At 51.2% G+C, this 20,377-nt stretch carries 19 protein-coding genes and 3 tRNA genes; 9 read left to right on the top strand and 13 right to left on the bottom strand.

The annotated features are described in order from the left end of the window. Positions 1-156: 156 nt before the first annotated feature. A complete protein-coding gene (gene trxA, locus M0220_RS01890) occupies positions 157-480 on the bottom strand; it encodes a thioredoxin (RefSeq protein WP_016914369.1) in 324 nt (107 codons plus the stop codon). A 343-nt stretch (positions 481-823) separates the two neighbouring features. Here trxA and cysB point away from each other — a divergent pair, with 343 nt between their 5' ends. Continuing rightward, positions 824-1,798 (top strand): HTH-type transcriptional regulator CysB, encoded by a 975-nt coding sequence (gene cysB / locus M0220_RS01885; RefSeq protein ID WP_030070285.1) that lies wholly within the window; start codon positions 824-826, stop codon positions 1,796-1,798. Positions 1,799-1,901: 103 nt separating this feature from the next. Here the strand turns inward: cysB and M0220_RS01880 are convergent, their stop codons facing one another. Further along, positions 1,902-2,522, bottom strand: a complete 621-nt coding sequence (locus M0220_RS01880; RefSeq protein WP_030070286.1) for a phosphoadenosine phosphosulfate reductase domain-containing protein — start codon at positions 2,520-2,522, stop codon at positions 1,902-1,904. A 115-nt stretch (positions 2,523-2,637) separates the two neighbouring features. Further along, positions 2,638-3,996 (bottom strand): aminodeoxychorismate synthase component I, encoded by a 1,359-nt coding sequence (gene pabB / locus M0220_RS01875; RefSeq protein ID WP_264018532.1) that lies wholly within the window; start codon positions 3,994-3,996, stop codon positions 2,638-2,640. A 252-nt stretch (positions 3,997-4,248) separates the two neighbouring features. Between pabB and M0220_RS01870 the strand changes: the two genes are divergently transcribed. The 5 genes from M0220_RS01870 to prpF all read left to right on the top strand — a co-directional run bounded on the left by M0220_RS01870 (position 4,249) and on the right by prpF (position 11,136). Continuing rightward, positions 4,249-4,992, top strand: a complete 744-nt coding sequence (locus tag M0220_RS01870) for a GntR family transcriptional regulator (protein ID WP_030070288.1) — start codon at positions 4,249-4,251, stop codon at positions 4,990-4,992. A gap of 43 nt (positions 4,993-5,035) precedes the next feature. Continuing rightward, positions 5,036-5,932: a methylisocitrate lyase gene (prpB, locus tag M0220_RS01865; RefSeq protein WP_030070289.1), complete on the top strand. Its 897-nt coding sequence runs from the start codon at positions 5,036-5,038 to the stop codon at positions 5,930-5,932. A gap of 59 nt (positions 5,933-5,991) precedes the next feature. Further along, complete coding sequence (gene prpC / locus M0220_RS01860) at positions 5,992-7,119, top strand: bifunctional 2-methylcitrate synthase/citrate synthase (protein ID WP_264018531.1); 1,128 nt, start codon at positions 5,992-5,994, stop codon at positions 7,117-7,119. A gap of 33 nt (positions 7,120-7,152) precedes the next feature. Continuing rightward, on the top strand, positions 7,153-9,792 hold the full coding sequence (acnD, locus tag M0220_RS01855; RefSeq protein WP_030070291.1) for a Fe/S-dependent 2-methylisocitrate dehydratase AcnD: 2,640 nt from the start codon (positions 7,153-7,155) through the stop codon (positions 9,790-9,792). A gap of 165 nt (positions 9,793-9,957) precedes the next feature. Then, complete coding sequence (gene prpF / locus M0220_RS01850) at positions 9,958-11,136, top strand: 2-methylaconitate cis-trans isomerase PrpF (protein WP_264018530.1); 1,179 nt, start codon at positions 9,958-9,960, stop codon at positions 11,134-11,136. 203 nt (positions 11,137-11,339) lie between these two features. On the opposite strand, the gene M0220_RS01845 is transcribed toward prpF, so the two are convergent. Beyond that, a complete protein-coding gene (locus M0220_RS01845) occupies positions 11,340-11,624 on the bottom strand; it encodes a ComEA family DNA-binding protein (RefSeq protein ID WP_030070293.1) in 285 nt (94 codons plus the stop codon). 321 nt (positions 11,625-11,945) lie between these two features. On the opposite strand from M0220_RS01845, the gene pyrF reads away from it, so the two are divergent. Continuing rightward, positions 11,946-12,647, top strand: coding sequence for an orotidine-5'-phosphate decarboxylase (pyrF, locus tag M0220_RS01840; protein ID WP_264018529.1), 702 nt, complete (start codon positions 11,946-11,948; stop codon positions 12,645-12,647). A gap of 4 nt (positions 12,648-12,651) precedes the next feature. On the opposite strand, the gene lapB is transcribed toward pyrF, so the two are convergent. The 3 genes from lapB to M0220_RS01825 all read right to left on the bottom strand — a co-directional run bounded on the left by lapB (position 12,652) and on the right by M0220_RS01825 (position 14,597). Further along, positions 12,652-13,848, bottom strand: coding sequence for a lipopolysaccharide assembly protein LapB (lapB, locus tag M0220_RS01835; protein WP_264018528.1), 1,197 nt, complete (start codon positions 13,846-13,848; stop codon positions 12,652-12,654). Further along, the gene (locus M0220_RS01830; RefSeq protein WP_030070296.1) at positions 13,849-14,154 is read right to left on the bottom strand and encodes a LapA family protein; all 306 of its coding nucleotides are present in this window, start codon (positions 14,152-14,154) and stop codon (positions 13,849-13,851) included. It abuts the gene before it with no gap. Positions 14,155-14,300: 146 nt separating this feature from the next. After that, complete coding sequence (locus tag M0220_RS01825) at positions 14,301-14,597, bottom strand: integration host factor subunit beta (RefSeq protein ID WP_030070297.1); 297 nt, start codon at positions 14,595-14,597, stop codon at positions 14,301-14,303. Positions 14,598-14,802: 205 nt separating this feature from the next. Between M0220_RS01825 and M0220_RS01820 the strand changes: the two genes are divergently transcribed. Together M0220_RS01820 and M0220_RS01815 are read left to right on the top strand one after the other, a co-directional pair. Continuing rightward, on the top strand, positions 14,803-15,096 hold the full coding sequence (locus M0220_RS01820) for an FAD assembly factor SdhE (RefSeq protein WP_030070298.1): 294 nt from the start codon (positions 14,803-14,805) through the stop codon (positions 15,094-15,096). After that, positions 15,056-15,454 carry a hypothetical protein gene (locus tag M0220_RS01815; protein WP_232222334.1) on the top strand — a complete coding sequence of 133 codons (399 nt, stop codon included), beginning with the start codon at positions 15,056-15,058 and terminating at the stop codon, positions 15,452-15,454. The genes M0220_RS01820 and M0220_RS01815 overlap by 41 nt, the downstream gene beginning before the upstream one ends. Here M0220_RS01815 and nadB read toward each other — a convergent pair. From nadB to uvrC, 6 genes are all read right to left on the bottom strand, one after another. Continuing rightward, positions 15,431-17,083, bottom strand: coding sequence for an L-aspartate oxidase (gene nadB / locus M0220_RS01810; protein ID WP_264018526.1), 1,653 nt, complete (start codon positions 17,081-17,083; stop codon positions 15,431-15,433). The two genes, M0220_RS01815 and nadB, sit on opposite strands and share 24 nt — an antisense overlap. A 365-nt stretch (positions 17,084-17,448) precedes the next feature. Beyond that, positions 17,449-17,535 (bottom strand) — tRNA-Leu (locus M0220_RS01805). Between the two features lie 42 nt (positions 17,536-17,577). Continuing rightward, positions 17,578-17,651: transfer RNA gene (locus M0220_RS01800), tRNA-Cys, on the bottom strand. Positions 17,652-17,738: 87 nt separating this feature from the next. Further along, positions 17,739-17,813 (bottom strand) — tRNA-Gly (locus M0220_RS01795). Between the two features lie 83 nt (positions 17,814-17,896). Beyond that, positions 17,897-18,445 carry a CDP-diacylglycerol--glycerol-3-phosphate 3-phosphatidyltransferase gene (gene pgsA / locus M0220_RS01790; protein WP_030070301.1) on the bottom strand — a complete coding sequence of 183 codons (549 nt, stop codon included), beginning with the start codon at positions 18,443-18,445 and terminating at the stop codon, positions 17,897-17,899. 95 nt (positions 18,446-18,540) lie between these two features. Then, on the bottom strand, positions 18,541-20,355 hold the full coding sequence (gene uvrC / locus M0220_RS01785; RefSeq protein WP_030070302.1) for an excinuclease ABC subunit UvrC: 1,815 nt from the start codon (positions 20,353-20,355) through the stop codon (positions 18,541-18,543). Positions 20,356-20,377: the final 22 nt, after the last annotated feature.

The raw sequence follows: 20,377 nt of genomic DNA, 5'->3' as shown, positions 1-20,377 counted from the left end.
AAAGTACGCAACAAATGGGCTGTGCTTATGATAGGGATACGAGAATTGATAGGGATATAAGAATTGATAGGGATATAAGAATTGATAGGGATATAAGAATTGATAGGGATACAAAAGGGTTACCGCTGGCTGTGCCAGCGGTAACCTTAGCGCGGGTTAGGCGTTTTGATCGATAAACTGGGTTAGCTGAGATTTAGATTGGGCGCCTACTAGCGAAGCTACTTTCGTGCCGGACTTAAATAGCATCACGGTAGGAACGCCGCGCACGCCTTGTTCTGCTGCAATTTCAGGCGCATCGTCAACGTTCACGCTAACCACTTTTAAGTTATCACCACGTTCTGCAGCAACTTCATCAACCACAGGTGCCATTACTTTACAGGGACCGCACCAGGGGGCCCAAAACTTCAGCAGGACTGGCTGTTCGGCGTTGAGGACTTCTTGCTCAAAATTGGCGTTGGTGACATCAACATTGTTAGCCATGTGTTTCTCCTGTTTGCGTTGCTCTTACTGTTTCGTTGCCTCAAATGGAGCAACGGTCATTACGCGTTTTACTAGCGCACTTTCACCGCGCCAAGTTGGCAGATGTTAGCGGGCGCGGAGAGTGCTGGCAAATTTCCTATGCCGTTTTGACAACAATGATTAAAAATTAAGGGGTGTTCGTAACGTCTATTTTTTATACTATAAGTGAATTATAAGAAGATTTTTTATTCAAAATTGTATGCATGAGGCGTGTTATCCAAAATACTTTTTGGGTGAGGCAAATCGACAGTAGCGTGAGGATGCGCGTCAATGTGCTTCCTGCATAGATAATAAGGTGAGGGATATGAAGCTACAGCAACTTCGCTATATCTGGGAAGTCAATCGACATAATCTGAATGTGTCAGCCACCGCGCAGAGTTTGTTTACCTCGCAGCCTGGGATTTCTAAGCAGATACGCTTGTTAGAAGATGAGCTAGGCGTCGAGATTTTTGCACGCAGTGGAAAGCACCTTACTCGTGTCACCCCTGCGGGGCTTTCAATCATCGAGTTGGCCGGGCAGGTGTTAAAGCTGACCGAGAATATCAAACAAGTTGCCCAAGAACACAGTGATGAGCGGCGGGGCAGTTTGTCGATTGCTACCACCCATACCCAGGCACGTTATGCGCTGCCCCCCATCATCAGTGAATTCACGCTTAAGTATCCTGATGTGGCGTTACATATGCAGCAGGGTACGCCGAAGCAAATTGCCCAAATGGTCAGTGAAGGCCAAGCCGATTTTGCTATTGCTACAGAATCACTAGAGCTATTTACTGATCTGATACTGCTGCCTTGCTATCGTTGGAATCGCTGTGTACTAGTGCCAAAAAATCATCCACTTGCATCAATTGATAAGCCGCTGACGCTCCAAGCGTTGGCTGAACACCCGCTGGTAACCTATGTGTTTGGGTTTACCGGTCGTTCGCAGTTAGATGATGCGTTTAAAGCACAGGGGTTAACGCCTAATGTGGTATTAACCGCCGCCGATGCTGACGTGATTAAAACCTATGTGCGCCTGGGGATGGGCGTTGGCATTGTCGCCCACATGGCAGTTGACCCAGTGCTAGATGAAGACTTGGTAGCGCTGGATGCAAGTCATCTGTTTGCTAGCTCAACGACTAAAATTGGAATCCGTCGTGGCACTTTCATGCGCGGCTATATGTACGACTTCCTAACCCGCTTTGCGCCTCACCTTACCCGTGATTTAGTCGATGAAGCGCTGCTAGCAGGCCCACGTTTTGAACATGAGCTGTTTAAAGAGATCGATCTTCCTGAGCACTAAGAATACCAAGAGCACCAACAAGAGCATTAGATGACGAGATGGATAGCGCGCCAGCTGAGAGAAGCTTGCGCGCTATTCACCATTTACCACCTACCTTTCATTTTCAGTGTTGTAAGTGCAGGCCGCATTCGCGCTTATCTTCCACTTTGGTGGGGTCGAAGTAGTCAAAGTTGTTAGGCAGGCCGTGAGCTTCAAGGTAGTAGTACATCTCTTTTGCTGTCCATTGTAATAGCGGGGCGATTTTTAAAAGGCCATCGCTGTTACGGCTGGCAGGCTGCATTTTGGCCCGTTCTGGGGTGTCTTCTGCTCGGAGTGCAGTAAACCAGACGTCAGGTCGCATTTCTCTCAGCGCTCGCTCAAACGGCTCAATTTTTACTTCTTGGGTAAAAGCCGCGTGGCGTGGATCGTCAATACTTGGCATTGGCCCTTCAAGTGCTTCTCGGTGAGCACGGGTTCTCTTGGGAATAAAGCTCACCATGTTTAAATTGAGGCGCTGAATGAGTGCATCGGCAAACTGGTAGGTGGCCGCTGTGTTGTAACCGCTATCCATCCATACGATCGGTATATCTGGGCGTACCTGAGTCACCATATGCAGAATTACCGCTTCAAACGGACGAAAGTTGGTGGTGCAAATAGGGCGTTTGCCTTGGTTAAACGCCCATTCAATAAGGTCTTGGGGGTTATTGGCAAAATCACGGTTAATGCCATCAAGCGCTGAAGACATGCTGCCTCCTGTCATAAGGTCAAGTATGACACTAGGCTATCAAAGAGAGGGTGCTTAGCCCCAATACCGTTTGGTTTGGCTTTTATATTTCTTTTTGATTTAAAAAATTTGCTGGTTATTCCAATGCGCTAATGAGATGACGAATCTTATCCAGTGTTTCGATGTACTCTTCTTCTGCTTTTGAGTCGGCGACCAGGCCCCCGCCGCCCCAAACATGCAGCGTACCTGCATCAGCTACCATGGTTCGTATTGCAATCGATGTATCCATACTGCCCCGGATATCTATGTAGCCTAGGCTTCCGCAATAGACACTGCGCTGGCAGGGTTCAAGCTCGTCGATAATTTGCATGGCGCGTATTTTAGGTGCGCCAGTAATAGAGCCACCGGGGAAAGCAGCAGTGAGCAGTGAGAGCGGCGAGCGATGCTTGGCAAGCTGCCCTTGGACCACGCTAACCAAGTGATGCACGTTAGGATAGCTCTCTAGCTGACATAGCTGTGGCACACGAATAGACCCTGGTGCACATACCCGGCCTAAATCATTGCGCAGTAAGTCAACAATCATGACATTTTCCGCACGGTCTTTGGTGCTGTTCAATAACTGCTCGGCAAGCGTCTGGTCTTCTTCCGGTGTTTGCCCCCTTGGTCGTGTGCCTTTGATCGGGCGCGTTTCCACCACGCCTTCTCTGCACTGAAGAAAGCGTTCAGGAGAAAGCGACAGCACAGCTTGGTTTTTCCATGCCATAAAGCCTGAGAAAGGCGTGGGCGTTGCCTTACGCAGGCGCAGGTAGGCCTGCCATTCATCGCCTTGATAGCGCGCTGTAAAGCGCTGGGCAAGGTTGATTTGATAACAATCCCCTGCACGAATATAGCGTTGAACAGCATTAAAGCGTTCGGTGTAATCCGCTTGGCTAAGTTCGGCCTGAAATGGCTGGGTGAGTGTGAAATCTTCACCGGTAGTTGAAGGAGAGCATGCCAACCACTCCAGCACCTGCTGCTGACGAGTAGCGCAAGCAACGAGCCAAGCGGTTTGGGTTTGGTGATCAATGGTAATGCACCAGTCGTAAAGCCCTAGGCGTGCCAACGGTAGTTGGGTAACGCTTGGATGACGGCTGGGAATTGCAAGATGGTTGCGACCCAGGTCATAGCTCCAGTAACCCATTAGGCCGCCTAAAAATGGCAGATCGCAGCTCATATCAGTGCGCGGCAGTTGTTCAAGCATCCATTGCTGCTGCGCCGCCATATCACCTGTCAGCGCTTCAGGAAGTCGCATGTGGGCTGAATGAAACTCGGTCTTGCCGTTAGGCAACACTTCTAGCGTGGCTAGTGGGTCGCTGCTAATAATGTCATAGCGTCCGCTTGCTTTAGGACGGCCGCTATCAAGTAGTACCGCCCCAGGGCGTTGTCGCAGACAAGAAAAAGTCTCCAAGGGGTTAGGAGAGTAGGGCAGGGCTTTAATGGTCAACGCCGATGTCATGAAGCAATCGCCTAGCCAGTGAAAGGCAGTGCATTTTAGAGGTCGTTAATCGATGACACCAGCAGAACACGCCGACGCATTTCTCACGATGGGTAAAATTTGATTAACGAAGCAGGGGTGATTGTTGACATTAAGGTGGTTGTGAAATGCTGGGTTACACGAAAGATGAATAAAATCGAGCATTTTGACTAGTTGACGGCACAAATAGGGCAGGCTAAAGTTCTCCTACCCCATAATTGTCGACAATTAGCCATGACCTCACTGACTACGCTTTCTCGATCAACCGCTGATACGCCCAATGATCAGGTCTCGCCAGAAGTTCGAACTCTGGCTGAGCGGGTATTTCATCAGTTGCAAGACGCTATTGTACGTGGAGAACTGGCGCCAGGCAGCAAAATTACTGAGCCGGGGCTTTCTAAAACGTATGGTATTTCTCGCGGCCCACTGCGGGAAGCTATGCGGCGTTTAGAAGCACATCGTCTTATTGAACGTGTTCCCCACGTCGGCGCTCGCGTTGTCAAACTCTCTATGAAAGAGCTGCTTGAGCTTTTCGATGTGCGTGAAGCATTGGAGAGCATGGCTGCACGTTTGGCGGCGGAACATATGTCTGCCGACGAGATCAAGGGGCTGCGAGAAGTGCTTGCGCTCCATGAGGGACAGGCAGATCTCAAGCGTGGTGAAGCCTACTACCAGCGTGAAGGCGATCTCGATTTTCACTACCGCATTGTTCAAGGCAGCCACAATAAAATGCTGATGAACCTGCTGTGTGATGATCTTTACTATTTAGTACGTCTTTACCGCACCCAGTTTAGTGCTAGTGGTTCACGCCCTCAGCGCGCTTTTGTAGAGCACCATCGCATCGTCGATGCGATTGAGGCCGGGGATGCCGAACTCGCTGAGCTGCTGATGCGTCGTCACGTTAGTGCTTCTCGCGCAAACGTCGCCGACCGCTATGCCGCTATTCTTGAACAACAAACAACGTCATCAGCGGATTAGTTCGATACGCCTATCCGCCAGGCTTTTCAAAGGAGCAACGTCAATGTCCACTTCATCTATTCTCACGCCAGGTGCTCGCTTTCGTGCTGCGCTAGAAGCGAACCGCCCTCTACCAATTTTAGGCACGATTAACGCATACACTGCGATGATGGCCGAGCGGGTAGGGCATCAAGCGATATATCTGTCTGGTGGTGGCGTGGCTAACGCGTCTTTTGGCTTGCCGGACTTGGGTATGACCAGTATGAACGACGTGGTGGAAGATGCGCATCGTATCTGCGGTGCCACTGATGTTCCTTTGCTGGTAGATATTGATACAGGCTGGGGCGGCGCGTTTAATATTTCGCGTACCGTTAAAGAGATGCAGCGCGCAGGCGTTGCTGCCGTTCACCTTGAAGACCAAGTGGCTCAAAAGCGCTGCGGACATCGCCCGAATAAGGCCATTGTGTCCCAGCAGGAGATGGTCGACCGTATTAAAGCCGCAGCGGATGCCAAGTTAGATCCTGATTTTTATCTGATTGCGCGTACCGATGCATTCCAGAAAGAGGGCCTAGACGCGGCCATCGAACGTGCTAATGCCTGCGTGGAAGCAGGTGCTGATGCGATCTTTGCTGAGGCGGTGCACACGTTAGATGACTATCGCGCATTCTGCACGCGCGTAAACGCCCCGATTCTGGCTAACATTACTGAATTTGGTGCGACGCCGCTGTTCTCTCAGCAGGAGTTAGGTGAGGTGGGCTGCCGTATGGTGCTCTATCCGCTTTCTGCCTTCCGTGCAATGAACGCCGCCGCCCTGAAGGTGTATCAAAGCATTCTGGATAACGGTCATCAAAAAGAGGTCGTGGACATTATGCAGACCCGCGATGAGCTGTACGACTTTTTGAATTATCACGATTTCGAGCAAAAGCTGGACGCGCTATTCGTTGAGCAAAAAGACGCTTAATGACTGCTTACCCATTTAGATAATTAAAACCTATAAAAAGAGCTAACAGGAGACACATCATGGCTGACAAACCGCAAAACAGCGCAGGACTTCGTGGGCAAAGCGCCGGGAGCACTGCCCTGTGTACCGTAGGTAAAACGGGATCTGGTCTAACCTACCGTGGTTTTGATATTAAAGAGCTGGCTGAGAAGGCCAAGTTTGAAGAAGTTGCTTACTTGTTGCTGAAGGGCAAACTGCCCAACCAAGCTGAGCTTGATAGCTATATTACTAAGCTGAAAGGGCTGCGTGGCTTACCTGATGCATTGAAAACTGTGCTGGAGCAAATTCCGAAAGATGCGCATCCGATGGATGTGATGCGTACTGGTACCTCCATGCTAGGTAACCTAGAAACAGAGGAGAGCTTTGACCAGCAGCAAGATGTATCTGATCGTTTGCTGGCAGTGCTCCCCTCGATTATTTGCTACTGGTACCGTTTCAGCCACGACGGCGTTCGTATTAATACTGAAACCGACGATGCCTCGGTAGGCGGCCACTTCCTGCATATGCTGCGTGGCGAGCCTGCTTCTGAGCTGCACGCGCGAGTTATGAACGTATCGCTGATTTTGTATGCTGAGCACGAGTTTAATGCGTCTACCTTCACGGCGCGTGTGTGTGCTTCGACGCTTTCCGATATGCACTCCTGTGTTACCGGTGCGATTGGTTCGCTGCGTGGCCCGCTGCACGGCGGTGCTAACGAAGCAGCAATGGCGATGATTGAGAACTGGACTTCGCCGGAAGAAGCCGAGCGTGAAATGCTCGGCATGCTTGAGCGCAAAGAGAAAATCATGGGCTTTGGTCATGCGATTTACCGCGAGTCCGACCCGCGTAATGAAATCATCAAAGAGTGGTCGAAGAAGCTTTCTGAAGACGTAGGGGATAGCGTGCTTTATCCCGTGTCTGTGCGCTGTGAAGAAGTCATGTGGCGCGAAAAGAAGCTGTTCTGTAACGCGGACTTTTTCCATGCCAGTGCTTACCACTTCATGGATATTCCGACCAAGCTGTTTACGCCGATCTTCGTCATGTCCCGCCTGACAGGGTGGGCAGCCCACGTGTTTGAGCAGCGTGCCAATAACCGCATTATTCGCCCCAGCGCCGACTACACTGGCCCTGAGAAGAGCGAGTGGGTGCCCATCGAAGCGCGTGACTAAGCCTTAACGGGCCGTGATTAAGTGAGAGGCATTATGAACACGAATTATCGCAAGCCGCTGCCAGGCGTAACGGCAGAAGGTGCGCCGGTAGATTTCTTCGATGCGCAGCAAGCCGTTGAGGATATCCAGCCTGGCGCCTACGCGACGCTACCCTATACGTCCAGGGTGTTGGCCGAGCAGTTGGTTCGTCGCTGCGACCCAGCGTTGCTAACCGATGCCCTAAAGCAGCTCATTGAACGTAAACAAGACTTGGACTTCCCCTGGTACCCGGCGCGGGTGGTATGTCACGACATTCTTGGGCAAACCGCGTTGGTAGACCTTGCAGGTCTACGCGATGCGATTGCTGAAAAGGGTGGTGACCCAGCGAAAGTAAACCCTGTGGTGCCCACGCAGCTGATCGTTGACCACTCATTGGCCGTTGAGCACGCAGGGTTTGAGAAAGACGCGTTCGAAAAAAACCGCCAGGTAGAAGATCGCCGTAATGATGACCGCTTCCATTTTATTAATTGGACCAAAGTGGCTTTTGAGAACGTCGATGTTATTCCTCCGGGTAACGGCATTATGCACCAGATTAATCTGGAAAAAATGTCACCGGTGGTGCAGTGCCGCCCTGATGAACAAGGCGTGCATATTGCTTACCCGGATACCTGTGTAGGTACCGATAGCCACACGCCAATGGTCGATGCGCTGGGCGTCATTTCCGTCGGCGTTGGCGGTCTTGAAGCTGAAAGTGTGATGCTGGGCCGTGCTTCGATGATGCGCCTGCCGGATATCGTCGGTGTAGAACTCTCCGGCAAGCTGCAGCCGGGCATCACCAGCACCGATATGGTGCTGGCGATTACCGAGTTTCTACGCAAAGAGCGCGTGGTGGGTGCCTACCTGGAGTTTTACGGAGAAGGCGCTGACGCGTTAACCGTTGGTGACCGGGCGACCATTTCCAACATGACGCCAGAGTACGGTGCTACGGCGGCGATGTTCTACATCGACAACCAAACCATTGACTACCTCAAACTCACAGGTCGTGAAGATGAGCAGGTGGCCTTGGTGGAAGCCTATGCCAAGCACACAGGGCTGTGGGCCGATAGTTTAAAAACTGCTGAGTATGAGCGGATACTGCGCTTTGATCTTTCCAGCGTTACCCGCACCTTGGCAGGGCCTTCCAACCCCCATGCGCATTTGCCCACTTCGGAGCTTGCCCAGCGCGGTATAGCGATTGACCTGGATAAAGCGCGGGCCGACGAGCAAGCGGGCAGAATGCCGGATGGCGCGGTCATTATCGCCGCTATTACCAGCTGCACCAATACCTCTAACCCGCGTAACATGGTGGCAGCAGGCTTAATTGCCCGTAATGCCAACCGCTTAGGGTTAACCCGCAAGCCGTGGGTAAAGTCGTCGCTGGCGCCGGGTTCGAAAACCGTCAAGATGTACTTAGAAGACGCTGGCTTGATGGATGAGCTGGAAGGACTTGGCTTTGGTGTCGTGGCATACGCCTGTACTACCTGTAACGGTATGTCCGGTGCGTTAGATCCGGTGATCCAGAAAGAAATTATTGATCGTGACCTATATGCCACGGCAGTACTTTCCGGTAACCGTAACTTCGATGGGCGCATTCACCCCTATGCGAAGCAGGCATTTTTGGCATCGCCGCCCTTAGTGGTTGCTTACGCAATTGCGGGTACGATTCGCTTTGATATTGAGAAAGACGTACTGGGCACCGACCAAGACGGTAACCCAGTAACACTGAAAGATATCTGGCCCGACGATAGCGAAATCGATGCGATTGTGAAGGCTTCCGTGAAGCCGGAACAGTTCCGTCAAACCTATATCCCAATGTTTGACCTCGACAAGAGCGCACGCACCCAGGTGAGCCCGCTTTACGAATGGCGGCCCCAGAGCACCTATATTCGTCGCCCGCCCTATTGGGAAGGCAACATGGCTGCTGAGCGTGGCTTGAAAGGCATGCGTCCGCTGGCAATCTTGCCGGACAATATCACCACTGACCATCTGTCGCCCTCTAACGCGATTATGATGGACAGTGCGGCTGGCGAGTATCTGCACAAGATGGGCTTGCCTGAGGAGGACTTTAACTCCTACGCGACCCATCGCGGCGACCATTTGACGGCTCAGCGGGCGACCTTGGCCAATCCCAAGCTGTTTAATGAAATGGTGCACGACGAGCAGGGTAAAGTGTTGCAGGGGTCGCTGGCACGGGTTGAGCCAGAAGGCACTGTGACGCGGATGTGGGAAGCCATTGAAACGTATATGGCACGTAAACAGCCGCTGATCATTATTGCCGGTGCGGATTATGGTCAGGGTTCCTCGCGTGACTGGGCGGCGAAAGGTGTTGCGCTAGCGGGTGTTGAGGCGATTGTAGCTGAAGGGTTTGAGCGTATTCACCGCACCAACTTAATTGGTATGGGTGTGATGCCGCTGCAGTTTGAAGAAGGCACCACACGGAAAACCCTAGCGCTGGACGGTACGGAAGTCTTCGACGTAGAAGGTGTTCCTCAGCCTCGCGCAGAGCTGACGTTGGTTATTCATCGTCAAAGTGGTACCACTGAACGTGTGCCAGTGATCTGCCGCATTGATACTGCTGAAGAGGTCACGATCTACTCTGCCGGTGGGGTATTGCAGCGTTTCGCCCAGGATTTTCTTGAATCCACCACGGCGTAGCCAAGCAGGCGTGTAACGTGTAGCGCCAAGGCGATTAATGAAAGAGCCCGTCGCTAAGCGTCGGGCTCTTTTTTCGGCATGCGGTTAGTGAACATGGTCATTGGAAAACGACATTGAGCATGGTCATTAGGCATCGTCATCGAAAATGGTTAGGGAGCGTTGTTTATGTCTCATGTTGCGCAAATTAGTATTCCCGCCACGTATATGCGAGGCGGCACCAGTAAAGGGGTGTTTTTTACCCTAAACGACTTGCCCGAGGCAGCGAGAGTGCCAGGAGAGGCGCGGGATAAGCTGCTCCTGAGGGTGATTGGAAGCCCCGACCCCTATGAAAAACAGATTGATGGGATGGGTGGGGCGACATCCAGCACGAGTAAAACGGTTATTCTTTCCAAGAGCGAGTCCGCGGATCACGATGTGGATTATCTATTTGGGCAAGTGTCTATTGATAAGCCGTTTGTAGATTGGAGCGGTAACTGTGGCAACTTGTCAGCAGCTGTCGGCCCCTATGCAATTGCTAATGGGTTAATTGATCCCGCCAAGGTGCCGGAAAACGGTGTGGCTGAAGTGCGTATTTGGCAGGTCAATATTGGTAAAACCATTGTGTCTCAAGTGCCTATTGTGAATGGTCAGGTGCAAGAGACCGGCGATTTTGAGCTGGATGGCGTGACCTTTCCTGCTGCAGAAATCCCCGTGGCTTTTATGGACCCTGCTGACGGTGAGGGGGCCATTTTCCCCACTGGCAACTTGGTAGATGAGTTGGAAGTGCCTGGGGTTGGCGTTTTAAAAGCGACGCTGATTAATGCAGGTATTCCCACCGTGTTTGTTAACGCCCAGGACATCGGCTATACCGGCTGTGAGTTACAAGAAGCGATTAACAGCGATGCCAAGGCGCTTGCTATGTTCGAGACTATTCGTGCCCACGGCGCGGTGCGTATGGGATTGATTAAGCACGTTGATGAAGCGGCCAGCCGACAGCATACGCCGAAGGTGGCTTTTGTTGCCCCACCGGCTAGCTATACCGCCTCCAGTGGTAAAGCGGTGAGTGCAGAAAATATCGATCTGGTGGTGAGAGCGCTTTCAATGGGTAAGCTGCATCATGCGATGATGGGCACTGCAGCGGTGGCGATTGGTGCAGCTGCCGCTATTCAAGGCACGCTGGTGAACTTAGCAGCAGGCGGAGATGAGCGGGAAGCGGTTACCTTTGGCCATCCTTCCGGCTCCTTGCGAGTCGGGGCCAAGGCAAGCCTAACGGACGGGCGTTGGCAGATAGATCAAGCGGTGATGAGCCGTAGCGCACGGGTATTGATGGAAGGAGCGGTACGAATACCAGGCGATAGTTTTTAATATCGCTTTTAAGCAGTGCTTAAGCACTAGTAATGTGTTGGCATGATGTAGTGGTTAAGAAATAGCAGTTAAGAAATAGCAGTTAAGAGATAGCAGTTAAGAGATAGTGGCTATGCAGCCTTGATGATAAAAGCCGCTTGGGTCTCCCAAGCGGCTTCAACCATTGCTTATAATAGCTATTACGTTAATTACTCGTACGTTAATTACTCGGTAACTGTCACTTGATCACGCATGCGGTCAACGGTGGCAGGGCCAATACCGCTAACCCGGGTGAGGTCATCTGCATCTGCAAACGCTCCATTGTTCTCGCGTTCTTCTATAATGGCTGCCGCACGGCTCGGGCCAATACCAGGTAGTTCAGCCAGCAGCTCCGCATCTGCCGTGTTCACATTAATGGGCGTTATATCCTGTGCTAAAGCAAGGCTTGATATGCCTAAGCTTAAGCTCAAAAATAGAGCAGCGAATAGTCCTTTGAGAGTTATTGGCATTATTAGTATCCTCTTGTTTTCCCTGGAGTCGCCTTACCATAGGTAATTATGTTAGGCAGTGAAATGTTGCGGTGGTTTGCATACACAAAACATTCCCTGTTGCTTCTATTCCCTATCCCATCTATTCCCTATCCCATCTATTTCCTGTTACTTCTAGTTCTCTTTGCCTTGACTAAATTAATACGTTTATAGGATGAGTGCTGTAAGACATTAACGATGATTTTTGTAAGATTTTTGCTATCTGATAATGGTCAATCGCCTACACAGCAAGGTGAAATTGGCTGTTATAATGTTGGGAAATGAAAAATGGAGTTAAACGCAGTGTCTACTGATTCCCCTTTGATTATTGCTTTGGATTACTGCTCGCTTGACGCGGCTTTGTGCATGGCAGATCAGCTTGATCCTAAGCGCTGCCGGGTGAAGGTCGGTAAAGAGCTATTTACGCGTAGTGGCCCTGCGGTGTTAGAAGCCTTGCATGGCCGTGGTTTTGAAATTTTCCTAGACTTAAAATTTCATGATATTCCGAATACCGTAGCAGGTGCGGTACAGGCAGCGGCAGAGCAAGGTGTCTGGATGGTTAACGTGCATGCGTCCGGTGGCCGTAAAATGATGGAGGCGGCCGCTAAGCGCTTAGATGACCATGGCTTAAACACGCATCTTATTGCCGTTACTGTGCTTACCAGTATGCAAGCTGAGGATTTAAGTGAGACGGGCATCGATGATACGCCAGAAGAGCATGTCTTACGTTTAGCATCCTTAACGCAGCAGAGCGGATTAGGTGGGGTAGTAGTGTGTTCAGCTCAAGAGGCGGCGCAAATTAAGTCGCTTTGTGGTAACGATTTCTTGAAAGTAACGCCAGGTATTCGGCCTAGCTTTGCTGCGGCTAATGATCAACAGCGAATTATGACACCCAGTGATGCAATGCGCGTTGGCAGTACTCACTTAGTGATTGGACGGCCAGTCACTCAAGCAGAAGAACCTATGGTGGCGCTTGCAGCTATAGAAGCTGAGCTGGAGGGCTGATTCATTACTCGCCATCGACACCTGTAATAGGTTTAATGGTGCCCCAGCGTCGGCAGCTCGGGCACTGCCAAGCCAAGTTATCGCTTGCAAAGCCACATCGGCGGCAACGATGGCGAGGCTTGCCCTCTAAAAGAGCGTCGGTATGGTGCTTTAAAAGCAATAAGCGGGTGTCTGGCGGTGTTTTTCCACTTAGACGTTGGCTTTCATGATAAAGGTCGATTAAGTAGTCGAGCCCTCCTAGACTGGGTGCCTCCCTTAACCATTCGCCCGTTCGTTCAATAGCGCTATCTACGCCATCTCGTTGATGAACGAGTTCTCCTAAAGCGATAATGATGCTGGTGTACGGTGCTTGCCCCAGCAGCCGATAAAGATGCGTTTCAAAGCCCTGAATATCGTTATTACGCTCATAGGCATGCTGAAGGGCGGGTAGCATGGTGGGAATGTGAGCAATATCCTGTTGGGGAATATGGCTCAGTCGTTCAATGGCACGCGTGTAATGCCCATTATCCATCTCTAGCTCGGCAAGCAGTAATGTTGCGCGGACGCATCGCTCATCGAGTTGTAGTGCTTTTTTTAAGTGTTTGCGGGCGAGCGCTCTACTTGCTTGTTGTATCTCTTCCTGAGCGAGCTCACACAGCCAGTGAGCAGCCGGGCGACGCATGCCAGGTTGTTGCTTTATCAATGATTGCGCCACGTCGAAGGCTTCTTGCCACTCTTTTTCGCGCTCAAGTAAATCAATCAATAATCGTTTGGCTTCCTGACGATAGAGGTCACTGAGTGATTTGTCGAGAAGCGCTCTCAGCAGTCGCTGGGCACGGTCATGAACGCCTAACGCCATAAAATCGCGCGCTAGTTCAAGCTGTACATGTTCGTTCGTTATAGTGGAAAGGGCAGGGCGAGCCAGCAGGTTTTGATGAATCCTTACGGCCTTGTCGGCTTCACCACGTGCACGAAACAGCTTGCCTAGCGCGATATGGGTTTCTACCGTGTCGCTGTTGACATCTAGTGCGTTGATGAACGTGTTGATCGCTTCGTCGGGCTGCTCGTTAAGCAGATAGTTAAGCCCGACGAAGTACTCTTTCGATAAGCCTATCGTGCGCGAGGAAGGGGGGCGCAAGCGGCGGGATGTATAACGAACACCCAGGCCAAAACCGATGGCGATGGCTGCCAATAGAACGCTTAGCAGCACGACATCGAACATTTATGCCAGTTCCTTAAGCTCCTGGGTACGCAAGCGATCCAGCTCTTTTTGCTGCTGCTTATTATGGCGCTCGCTTCGAGCTAATTGCGCTTTAAGCCGTATATAAACGCCTAGCATGGCGAGCATGCCTAAAATGACGCCAAGAGCTAACGTAGCCAGTAACCAAACCGAGAGGGACACAGGCGGTAGTTCTGCCCAGATCAGGTTTAAGGCGATAGTTTGTTGGTTGTTGACGGCAAATAAAATACCTACCAGCAGAACAACCAGCAATATGATGGCCAGAATCAGCCCTTTGATCCAACGCATGAGAGTTTCCTAGTCAGTGACATTCATAATGGCTCTATTGTGTATTAGTCGTGGCGTGGCGTCATCCCGCATAAAGTAGGATAGCCCGATCATATCAACACTCTTGCTATTGACGACGCCAACGTTGCATAACCTTGGTAAGCTTACTAATAGCCTAGTGCTCGGCTAGCATCTACCTGCTCACGAAGCTCCTTGCCAGGTTTAAAGTGCGGCACGTACTTACCATCCAAGTCGACTGGGTCTCCCGTTTTTGGGTTGCGCCCAGTACGCGGCTCTCGGTAGTGTAATGAAAAGCTGCCGAACCCTCGGATTTCAACACGCCCTCCACTTGCAAGCGCATCGGTCATGTCGTCTAAAATAATACGCACCGCCGTTTCCACTTCTTTGGCGGATAGCTCCGGTTGACGCATCGCAATTTGTTCGATTAATTCAGATTTGGTCATCGGTTGGCTCCCTGCGAACTTTAAAGGCCGTGACGCACGTGCGACCTCGATAACAGCAAGGTCAGCATACTGCGCATGGCAGCATAAAACAATTCAGATAAAACAAGGTACTAGAATGAATATCAGCATAGGCGAAGCAAGGCGCTGGCGCGACCCCGTGGCTTAGGTATACTGACAACTCATTTTGTAACTGGAGAGGCTGACGTTGAACGACGATACTTCCCCTGCAGCCATACTGCGCAAGCGCCTTTATTGGCATTCCCGTCGTGGCATGTGGGAGCTAGATTTATTGCTGATTCCTTTTCTCGAGCACCGTTTTGATGGGCTGAGTGAGGACGAACAGCTAGCCTATCAGCGTTTAATTGAAGAAGAGGATCAAGACCTCTTTGGATGGCTGATGCGTCGTGAGTGGCCCGAGGAGCCATCGTTAAAGCGCATCGTGAAGATGATTGTGGACCATGCAGAAACTACCGATAACTCTGCTTATCGCACGCTCTAAAATACAGAGCGCTTTCCACGCTTTGCTGGCTGTTGGGTTATGTGCAATGGCGGCATGGCTGATAGGCTTATGGGTCGCGATACTATCGGCTTTAGTCGCCTTGCTGTTGCTAAGCCGAGAGTATCGCTATCAACCTACGGGCGAGCTGAGGGTTGTAAAAAGCGACTATCAACTTAGTGCTCAGTGGTTGTCAGAAGAAGGTGAGCTTGAAAACGAACAACCGGTTAATGCGGACTACGTAGGACCTTGGTTAATCGGACTTCGAGTTGGGCCACAGAGACTTTGGCTATGGCCTGATAGCTTGCCAGCCCATAGCCAACGAGCGCTGAGGCGCTTATGCCATCGTCCTGGGCGATAGTTGCTTAAGTGACGACTCGGATGCCATGGTGTCTTGTTGGTGTTTAGGCCAGTCAATTGAGTAATGCAACCCACGTGATTCATGCCTTTGAAGCGCTGCTAATACCGTTAACTGCGCTAGCCAGAGCGCTTGTTGCAAGCGCACACTTTCCGGATGTCTGCGCTTTTCATCTATATCGTCAAGCTGCATTTCAAGGTCGCTTAGCTTATCGTAAGCGATACTTAAACCGTGATTGCTACGAACAATTGAAACATATTGGCTCATAATGGCGCGCATCTCGCTGCGTAAAGCAGTGAGTGCTGACATTGGAATTGAGATCTCTTGCTGGTCTGGCAACTGCTCTGATCGTTGTGATGCATCAGTGTGATCGCCTGGCAAATTTTTGCACTGAGTTTTCTGTGGCTGTGTTTTCTGTGTCTGTGTTTTCTGTGACTGTGCTAGCAAGTGCTTTGCACAGCTTCTTGCGTACACCAGGCATTCTAGTAATGAATTACTGGCCATACGATTGGCGCCATGCAGTCCCGTATAAGCAATTTCACCAACAGCATAGAGATTGGTGACGTGAGTTGCGCCGTGATGATCGGTAGCAACACCACCACAGCTGTAATGAGCAGCAGGGACGACTGGAATGGGCTGGCAGGTAATATCAATTCCCCGAGAGGCGCAATGAGCCAAAATGGTAGGAAAGTGATGACGGATAGCCGTTTCTCCAAGGTGGCTGATGTCTAGCCAGACATGCCCTTGGTGACTTTGTTGAATTTGTGAATCGATAGCTCGGGCAACCACGTCTCTAGGGGCTAGCTCGGCGCGAGAATCGATATCGGGCATAAACCGATGCCCAGCTTCATTTAGCAAACGCCCACCCTCTCCTCGAACGGCTTCGCTAATCAAAAAAGCAGGCCCTTCTGGGTCAAACAGGCAAGTAGGATGAAACTGCTGAAACTCAAGATTCATTAGTTTCGCGCCCAACTCAGCCGCCATTACCATACCTTCTCCACTACTTGGCGAGGGGGTAGTGGTATGGCGATAAAGGCCGCTTGCACCACCGGTTGCCAGAACAACGTGCTTAGCAAACAGCATCTGTTGGTGCTGCTGTCGATCGACGCCTTCCGCGCCAATGCAGCGTCCTTCGGTATCGCTAATCAAATGCAAGATGGTCAAGTCACTGCGCTGAATAATGTTGGGATGTGCAGCTACTTTTTCGTATAACGTATCGACTACCGCGCGACCAGTCGCGTCATCCGCATGAATAATGCGGCGTGCGTTATGGCCTCCCTCGCGGGTTAAATGGAAGGGGTAGCGAGCGCTGGGGTCTGGGTCTGGAGTAAAGGGTACGCCGTTGTTGATTAGCCACTGAATGGCGTCTGGGCCATGAGTGACAGTAAAGCGGACTGCATCTTCATCGCACAGGCCATCGCCAGCAATGAGTGTATCTCGTATATGTGCCTCTAGATCGTCATCCGGTGAGAGAACGGCGGCTATTCCCCCTTGCGCCCAGCGGCTGGCTCCTTGGTCGTCCAGGGCGGGTCTCACTAACGTCACCGAGAGATGATCGGCAACTTCAAGTGCTAGGGTTAGGCCGGCGACGCCGCCGCCGATAATAAGTACGTCGGATGTTGGCGTGCTCATGGGACCCGATCCTCTTTTCACATTCATAACGCGGTAGGTGCTAAACGCTAAACGCCTTTTACGCGATAGATAACAGAAGTGGCATCATAGCGTGACTGCTTTCGCTTGGCGATGAGTGGGCGCGAAAAATTGCTTTCAGTGCATATAGATAGAGGCGAAAGACTGGCATGCAATAGATAGGGGGATGGGCTTATGAGGCAGAGCTACCAGCCTGACTAACAGTTGTTAAAAAGTAACCAATAGAAGCTACTGGATACGTTCTTTATAGGCTAAAACAACTGATAGTTTGCTATCGCCTAATAGGCTGACCAAACGTGCGATGAATAAATAAACTGGAAACAAGTAGGAAGGGGTGTTGCAGTATATGGTGCCCGGAGCCGGACTTGAACCGGCACGGAGTTACCTCCGAGAGATTTTAAGTCTCTTGCGTCTACCAATTTCGCCATCCGGGCAGTGTATCGATGAAAGATTGCTATTCGTCGTCACACTTAAAATGGAGGCTGGAGTCGGAATCGAACCGGCGTACACGGAGTTGCAGTCCGCTGCATAACCACTCTGCCATCCAGCCATACAAGTCATTGGAGCGGAAAAGTAGATTCGATCGGACTGGCGTTCCAGCTCACGACCTTCTCTTGCTTTACCACATTATCCAAGTTGGAGCGGGAAAGGAGATTCGAACTCCCGACCCTCGCCTTGGCAAGGCGATGCTCTACCACTGAGCTATTCCCGCTTGACTCGAGGGCGAATTATACGCATTGCTGCGCACTTGTCAATTAATGAATTTATCTGAAGCCTCTGTTATGCAACAAGTCATTACATAGAGCGACTCAAGTGTGGCCAGGCTGCTTTGAGGTATTGGGCCATTGACCAAAGCGTAAGAATGGCGGCGGCGTAGAGAACAACAACGCCAATGAGTGCAAGCTCATGCCCTGGTGGGAAGGCCAATAGTATGAGGAGAGCAACCATCTGTAGCGTTGTTTTAAGCTTACCGATCCAAGAAACCGCGACCATTCCGCGCTTGCCCATTTCTGCCATCCACTCGCGAAGTGCTGAAATGACGATTTCACGACCAATAATGACCAGCGCGGGTAGAGTTAATACCAGAGTGTCAAAGCGCTCGATAAGCAGCGCTAAGGCAACCGCGACCATTAACTTATCAGCCACGGGATCGAGAAACGCGCCAAATGGCGTGGATTGATTCCAGCGGCGGGCTAGGTAGCCATCCAGCCAGTCAGTTACGGAGGCTAGCGCAAATAGGCCTGCAGCCACAGGCATGCTCCAGCTAAAAGGTAAGTAAAAAAGTACTACCAGTAGTGGAATGAAGGCGATTCTTGCCAGAGTCAGTATGTTAGGTATATTCATCGCAGGGCGCGATCCTTGCCGGAGAATCATAGAAGACGAAGTAGTGGAGAACATTCTATCCCCCTTAGTGCCTAGCATCCACGTTAACAACAGGTTTATCCGTTGAGAGATTGGTAAATAGTCTCGGCAAGCGAGGCATTAATGCCGGGTACACGTGCTAGTTCATCGCGACTGGCCTTTTGAACGCCCTGTAAGCCACCGAAGAAGCGTAGCAGTTCGCGCCGTCTTTTAGGGCCGATGCCGGGTATATCCTGAAGTGTTGAGGTGCGTCGTGCCTTGTCACGTTGGGCCCGATGGCCGGCAATAGCAAAGCGGTGTGACTCGTCACGAATATGCTGAATCAGGTGCAGTGCCGGCGAAGCTGGGTCAAGGGGGAGTGGGTTGTCGGTGGTTTCCAGAAAGAGCGTTTCAAGGCCTGCTTTACGAGTAGTGCCTTTGGCAACGCCGAGCAAAATGACATTGGTAACCGCTAGGTCGGTTAGTACGCCGCGGGCCATGTTGAGCTGACCTTTGCCCCCATCAACGATTAAAATGTCAGGTGCCACGGCTTCGCCACTTTTCACACGTTTGAGTCGACGTGTTAAGGCTTGCTGCATGGCTGCATAGTCATCGCCTGCGGCAACGCCCTCTATGCGGAAATGACGGTAATCGCTCTTGCGTGGACCCTGATGGTCAAACACTACACAGGAAGCCACGGTTGCTTCCCCATGGCTGTGGCTGATGTCAAAGCACTCTAGGCGCTCGGGTATTTTGTCTAGTGAGAGAGCTTTCTGAAGGGCTTCAAATCGCTGAGTAAGTTGGGTTTTATTAGCCAGCTGCGAAGAAAGCTGTTGCTCAGCATTAGTCATTGCTAGGTGCTGCCACTGAGCGCGATGGCCCCTAACTTGGCTGGTAACGCGAACGCGTTTTCCTGCTTGCTGAGAAAGGGCTTCAGCAATCAGTGTGCTGTCTTCAAGTGGATGACTGGTAATAACTTCACTTGGTACGTTATGAGGCTGTCCGAAGTAGTACTGGCTAACGACCTCTGTCAACAGCATGTCAGGCGGCAAATCTAGGTCGTTTTTGGGCGTATGATGGCGAGCGCCCAGTAAACGTCCATCGCGTACGCTAAGGATTGATATGCCAAGCGCGCCAGGACGTTGGGCAAGTGCAAAAACGTCGGCATCGCCATGTTCATTATCGACAAACTGCCGTTGCTGCAGCTGGCGCAGCTGCTGTATCTGATCACGTAACCTTGCTGCTTCTTCAAAATTTAAGGCACGGCTGGCTGTTTCCATCTCCTCGCTAAGTAGTTGGGTGACATGTTCGCTTTTGCCTTCAAGGCACATAACGGCATGCTCTACATCGCGTCGGTAATCCGCTTCCGAAATGTAGTCGACACAAGGCGCGCTACAGCGCTGAATTTGGTATTGCAGGCAAGGGCGAGAGCGGTGGGCAAATACGCTGTCTTCGCAGTTGCGGATGCGGAAGATTTTCTGCATGAGCGCTAGGCTTTCTTTCACTGCCCCACTACTTGGATAGGGCCCTAAATAGCGTCCATCTCCCTTGCGCTGCCGTGCTCGCTTGTATTCAAGTGCGGGGTAGGCGTGCCGATCAGTAACAAAGATGAAAGGGTATGACTTATCGTCTCTTAACAGGATGTTATACGGTGGGCGTAGTTCCTTTATGAGCGTCTGCTCTAGAAGCAATGCTTCGGTTTCGCTGCGAGTAACAGTGATTTGGATATCAGCAATGCGTGCCACCATTGCCTGAGTTTTGGCGTTAAGCTGGCCGCGAAAATAGCTAGCAAGGCGCGCTTTTAGGCGCTTAGCTTTACCAACGTATAAGGTGTTGGTGTGCTCATCCAGCATTCTATAAACACCTGGGGAGGTGCTAACAGAACTTAAAAACTGCTTAGCATCAAAAGTCATAGCTGGCATCGGCGCTTCTAAT

The sequence above is a fragment of the Halomonas qinghailakensis genome (assembly GCF_025820815.1).
Classification (GTDB): domain Bacteria; phylum Pseudomonadota; class Gammaproteobacteria; order Pseudomonadales; family Halomonadaceae; genus Vreelandella; species Vreelandella qaidamensis.
This window is presented reverse-complemented; position numbering and strand designations above follow the sequence as displayed.

Bases quoted from the DNA above. Each gene is read 5' to 3' on its own strand.
- trxA (WP_016914369.1), bottom strand. From the start codon at position 480: ATGGCTAACAATGTTGATGTCACCAACGCCAATTTTGAGCAAGAAGTC.
- M0220_RS01830 (WP_030070296.1), bottom strand. From the start codon at position 14,154: ATGCGTTGGATCAAAGGGCTGATTCTGGCCATCATATTGCTGGTTGTT.
- M0220_RS01825 (WP_030070297.1), bottom strand. From the start codon at position 14,597: ATGACCAAATCTGAATTAATCGAACAAATTGCGATGCGTCAACCGGAG.
- M0220_RS01845 (WP_030070293.1), bottom strand. From the start codon at position 11,624: ATGCCAATAACTCTCAAAGGACTATTCGCTGCTCTATTTTTGAGCTTA.
- pgsA (WP_030070301.1), bottom strand. From the start codon at position 18,445: ATGAATATACCTAACATACTGACTCTGGCAAGAATCGCCTTCATTCCA.
- prpB (WP_030070289.1), top strand. From the start codon at position 5,036: ATGTCCACTTCATCTATTCTCACGCCAGGTGCTCGCTTTCGTGCTGCG.
- M0220_RS01870 (WP_030070288.1), top strand. From the start codon at position 4,249: ATGACCTCACTGACTACGCTTTCTCGATCAACCGCTGATACGCCCAAT.
- M0220_RS01880 (WP_030070286.1), bottom strand. From the start codon at position 2,522: ATGTCTTCAGCGCTTGATGGCATTAACCGTGATTTTGCCAATAACCCC.
- acnD (WP_030070291.1), top strand. From the start codon at position 7,153: ATGAACACGAATTATCGCAAGCCGCTGCCAGGCGTAACGGCAGAAGGT.
- prpF (WP_264018530.1), top strand. From the start codon at position 9,958: ATGTCTCATGTTGCGCAAATTAGTATTCCCGCCACGTATATGCGAGGC.
- nadB (WP_264018526.1), bottom strand. From the start codon at position 17,083: ATGAGCACGCCAACATCCGACGTACTTATTATCGGCGGCGGCGTCGCC.
- M0220_RS01815 (WP_232222334.1), top strand. From the start codon at position 15,056: ATGCAGAAACTACCGATAACTCTGCTTATCGCACGCTCTAAAATACAG.
- lapB (WP_264018528.1), bottom strand. From the start codon at position 13,848: ATGTTCGATGTCGTGCTGCTAAGCGTTCTATTGGCAGCCATCGCCATC.
- uvrC (WP_030070302.1), bottom strand. From the start codon at position 20,355: ATGACTTTTGATGCTAAGCAGTTTTTAAGTTCTGTTAGCACCTCCCCA.
- cysB (WP_030070285.1), top strand. From the start codon at position 824: ATGAAGCTACAGCAACTTCGCTATATCTGGGAAGTCAATCGACATAAT.
- prpC (WP_264018531.1), top strand. From the start codon at position 5,992: ATGGCTGACAAACCGCAAAACAGCGCAGGACTTCGTGGGCAAAGCGCC.
- pabB (WP_264018532.1), bottom strand. From the start codon at position 3,996: ATGACATCGGCGTTGACCATTAAAGCCCTGCCCTACTCTCCTAACCCC.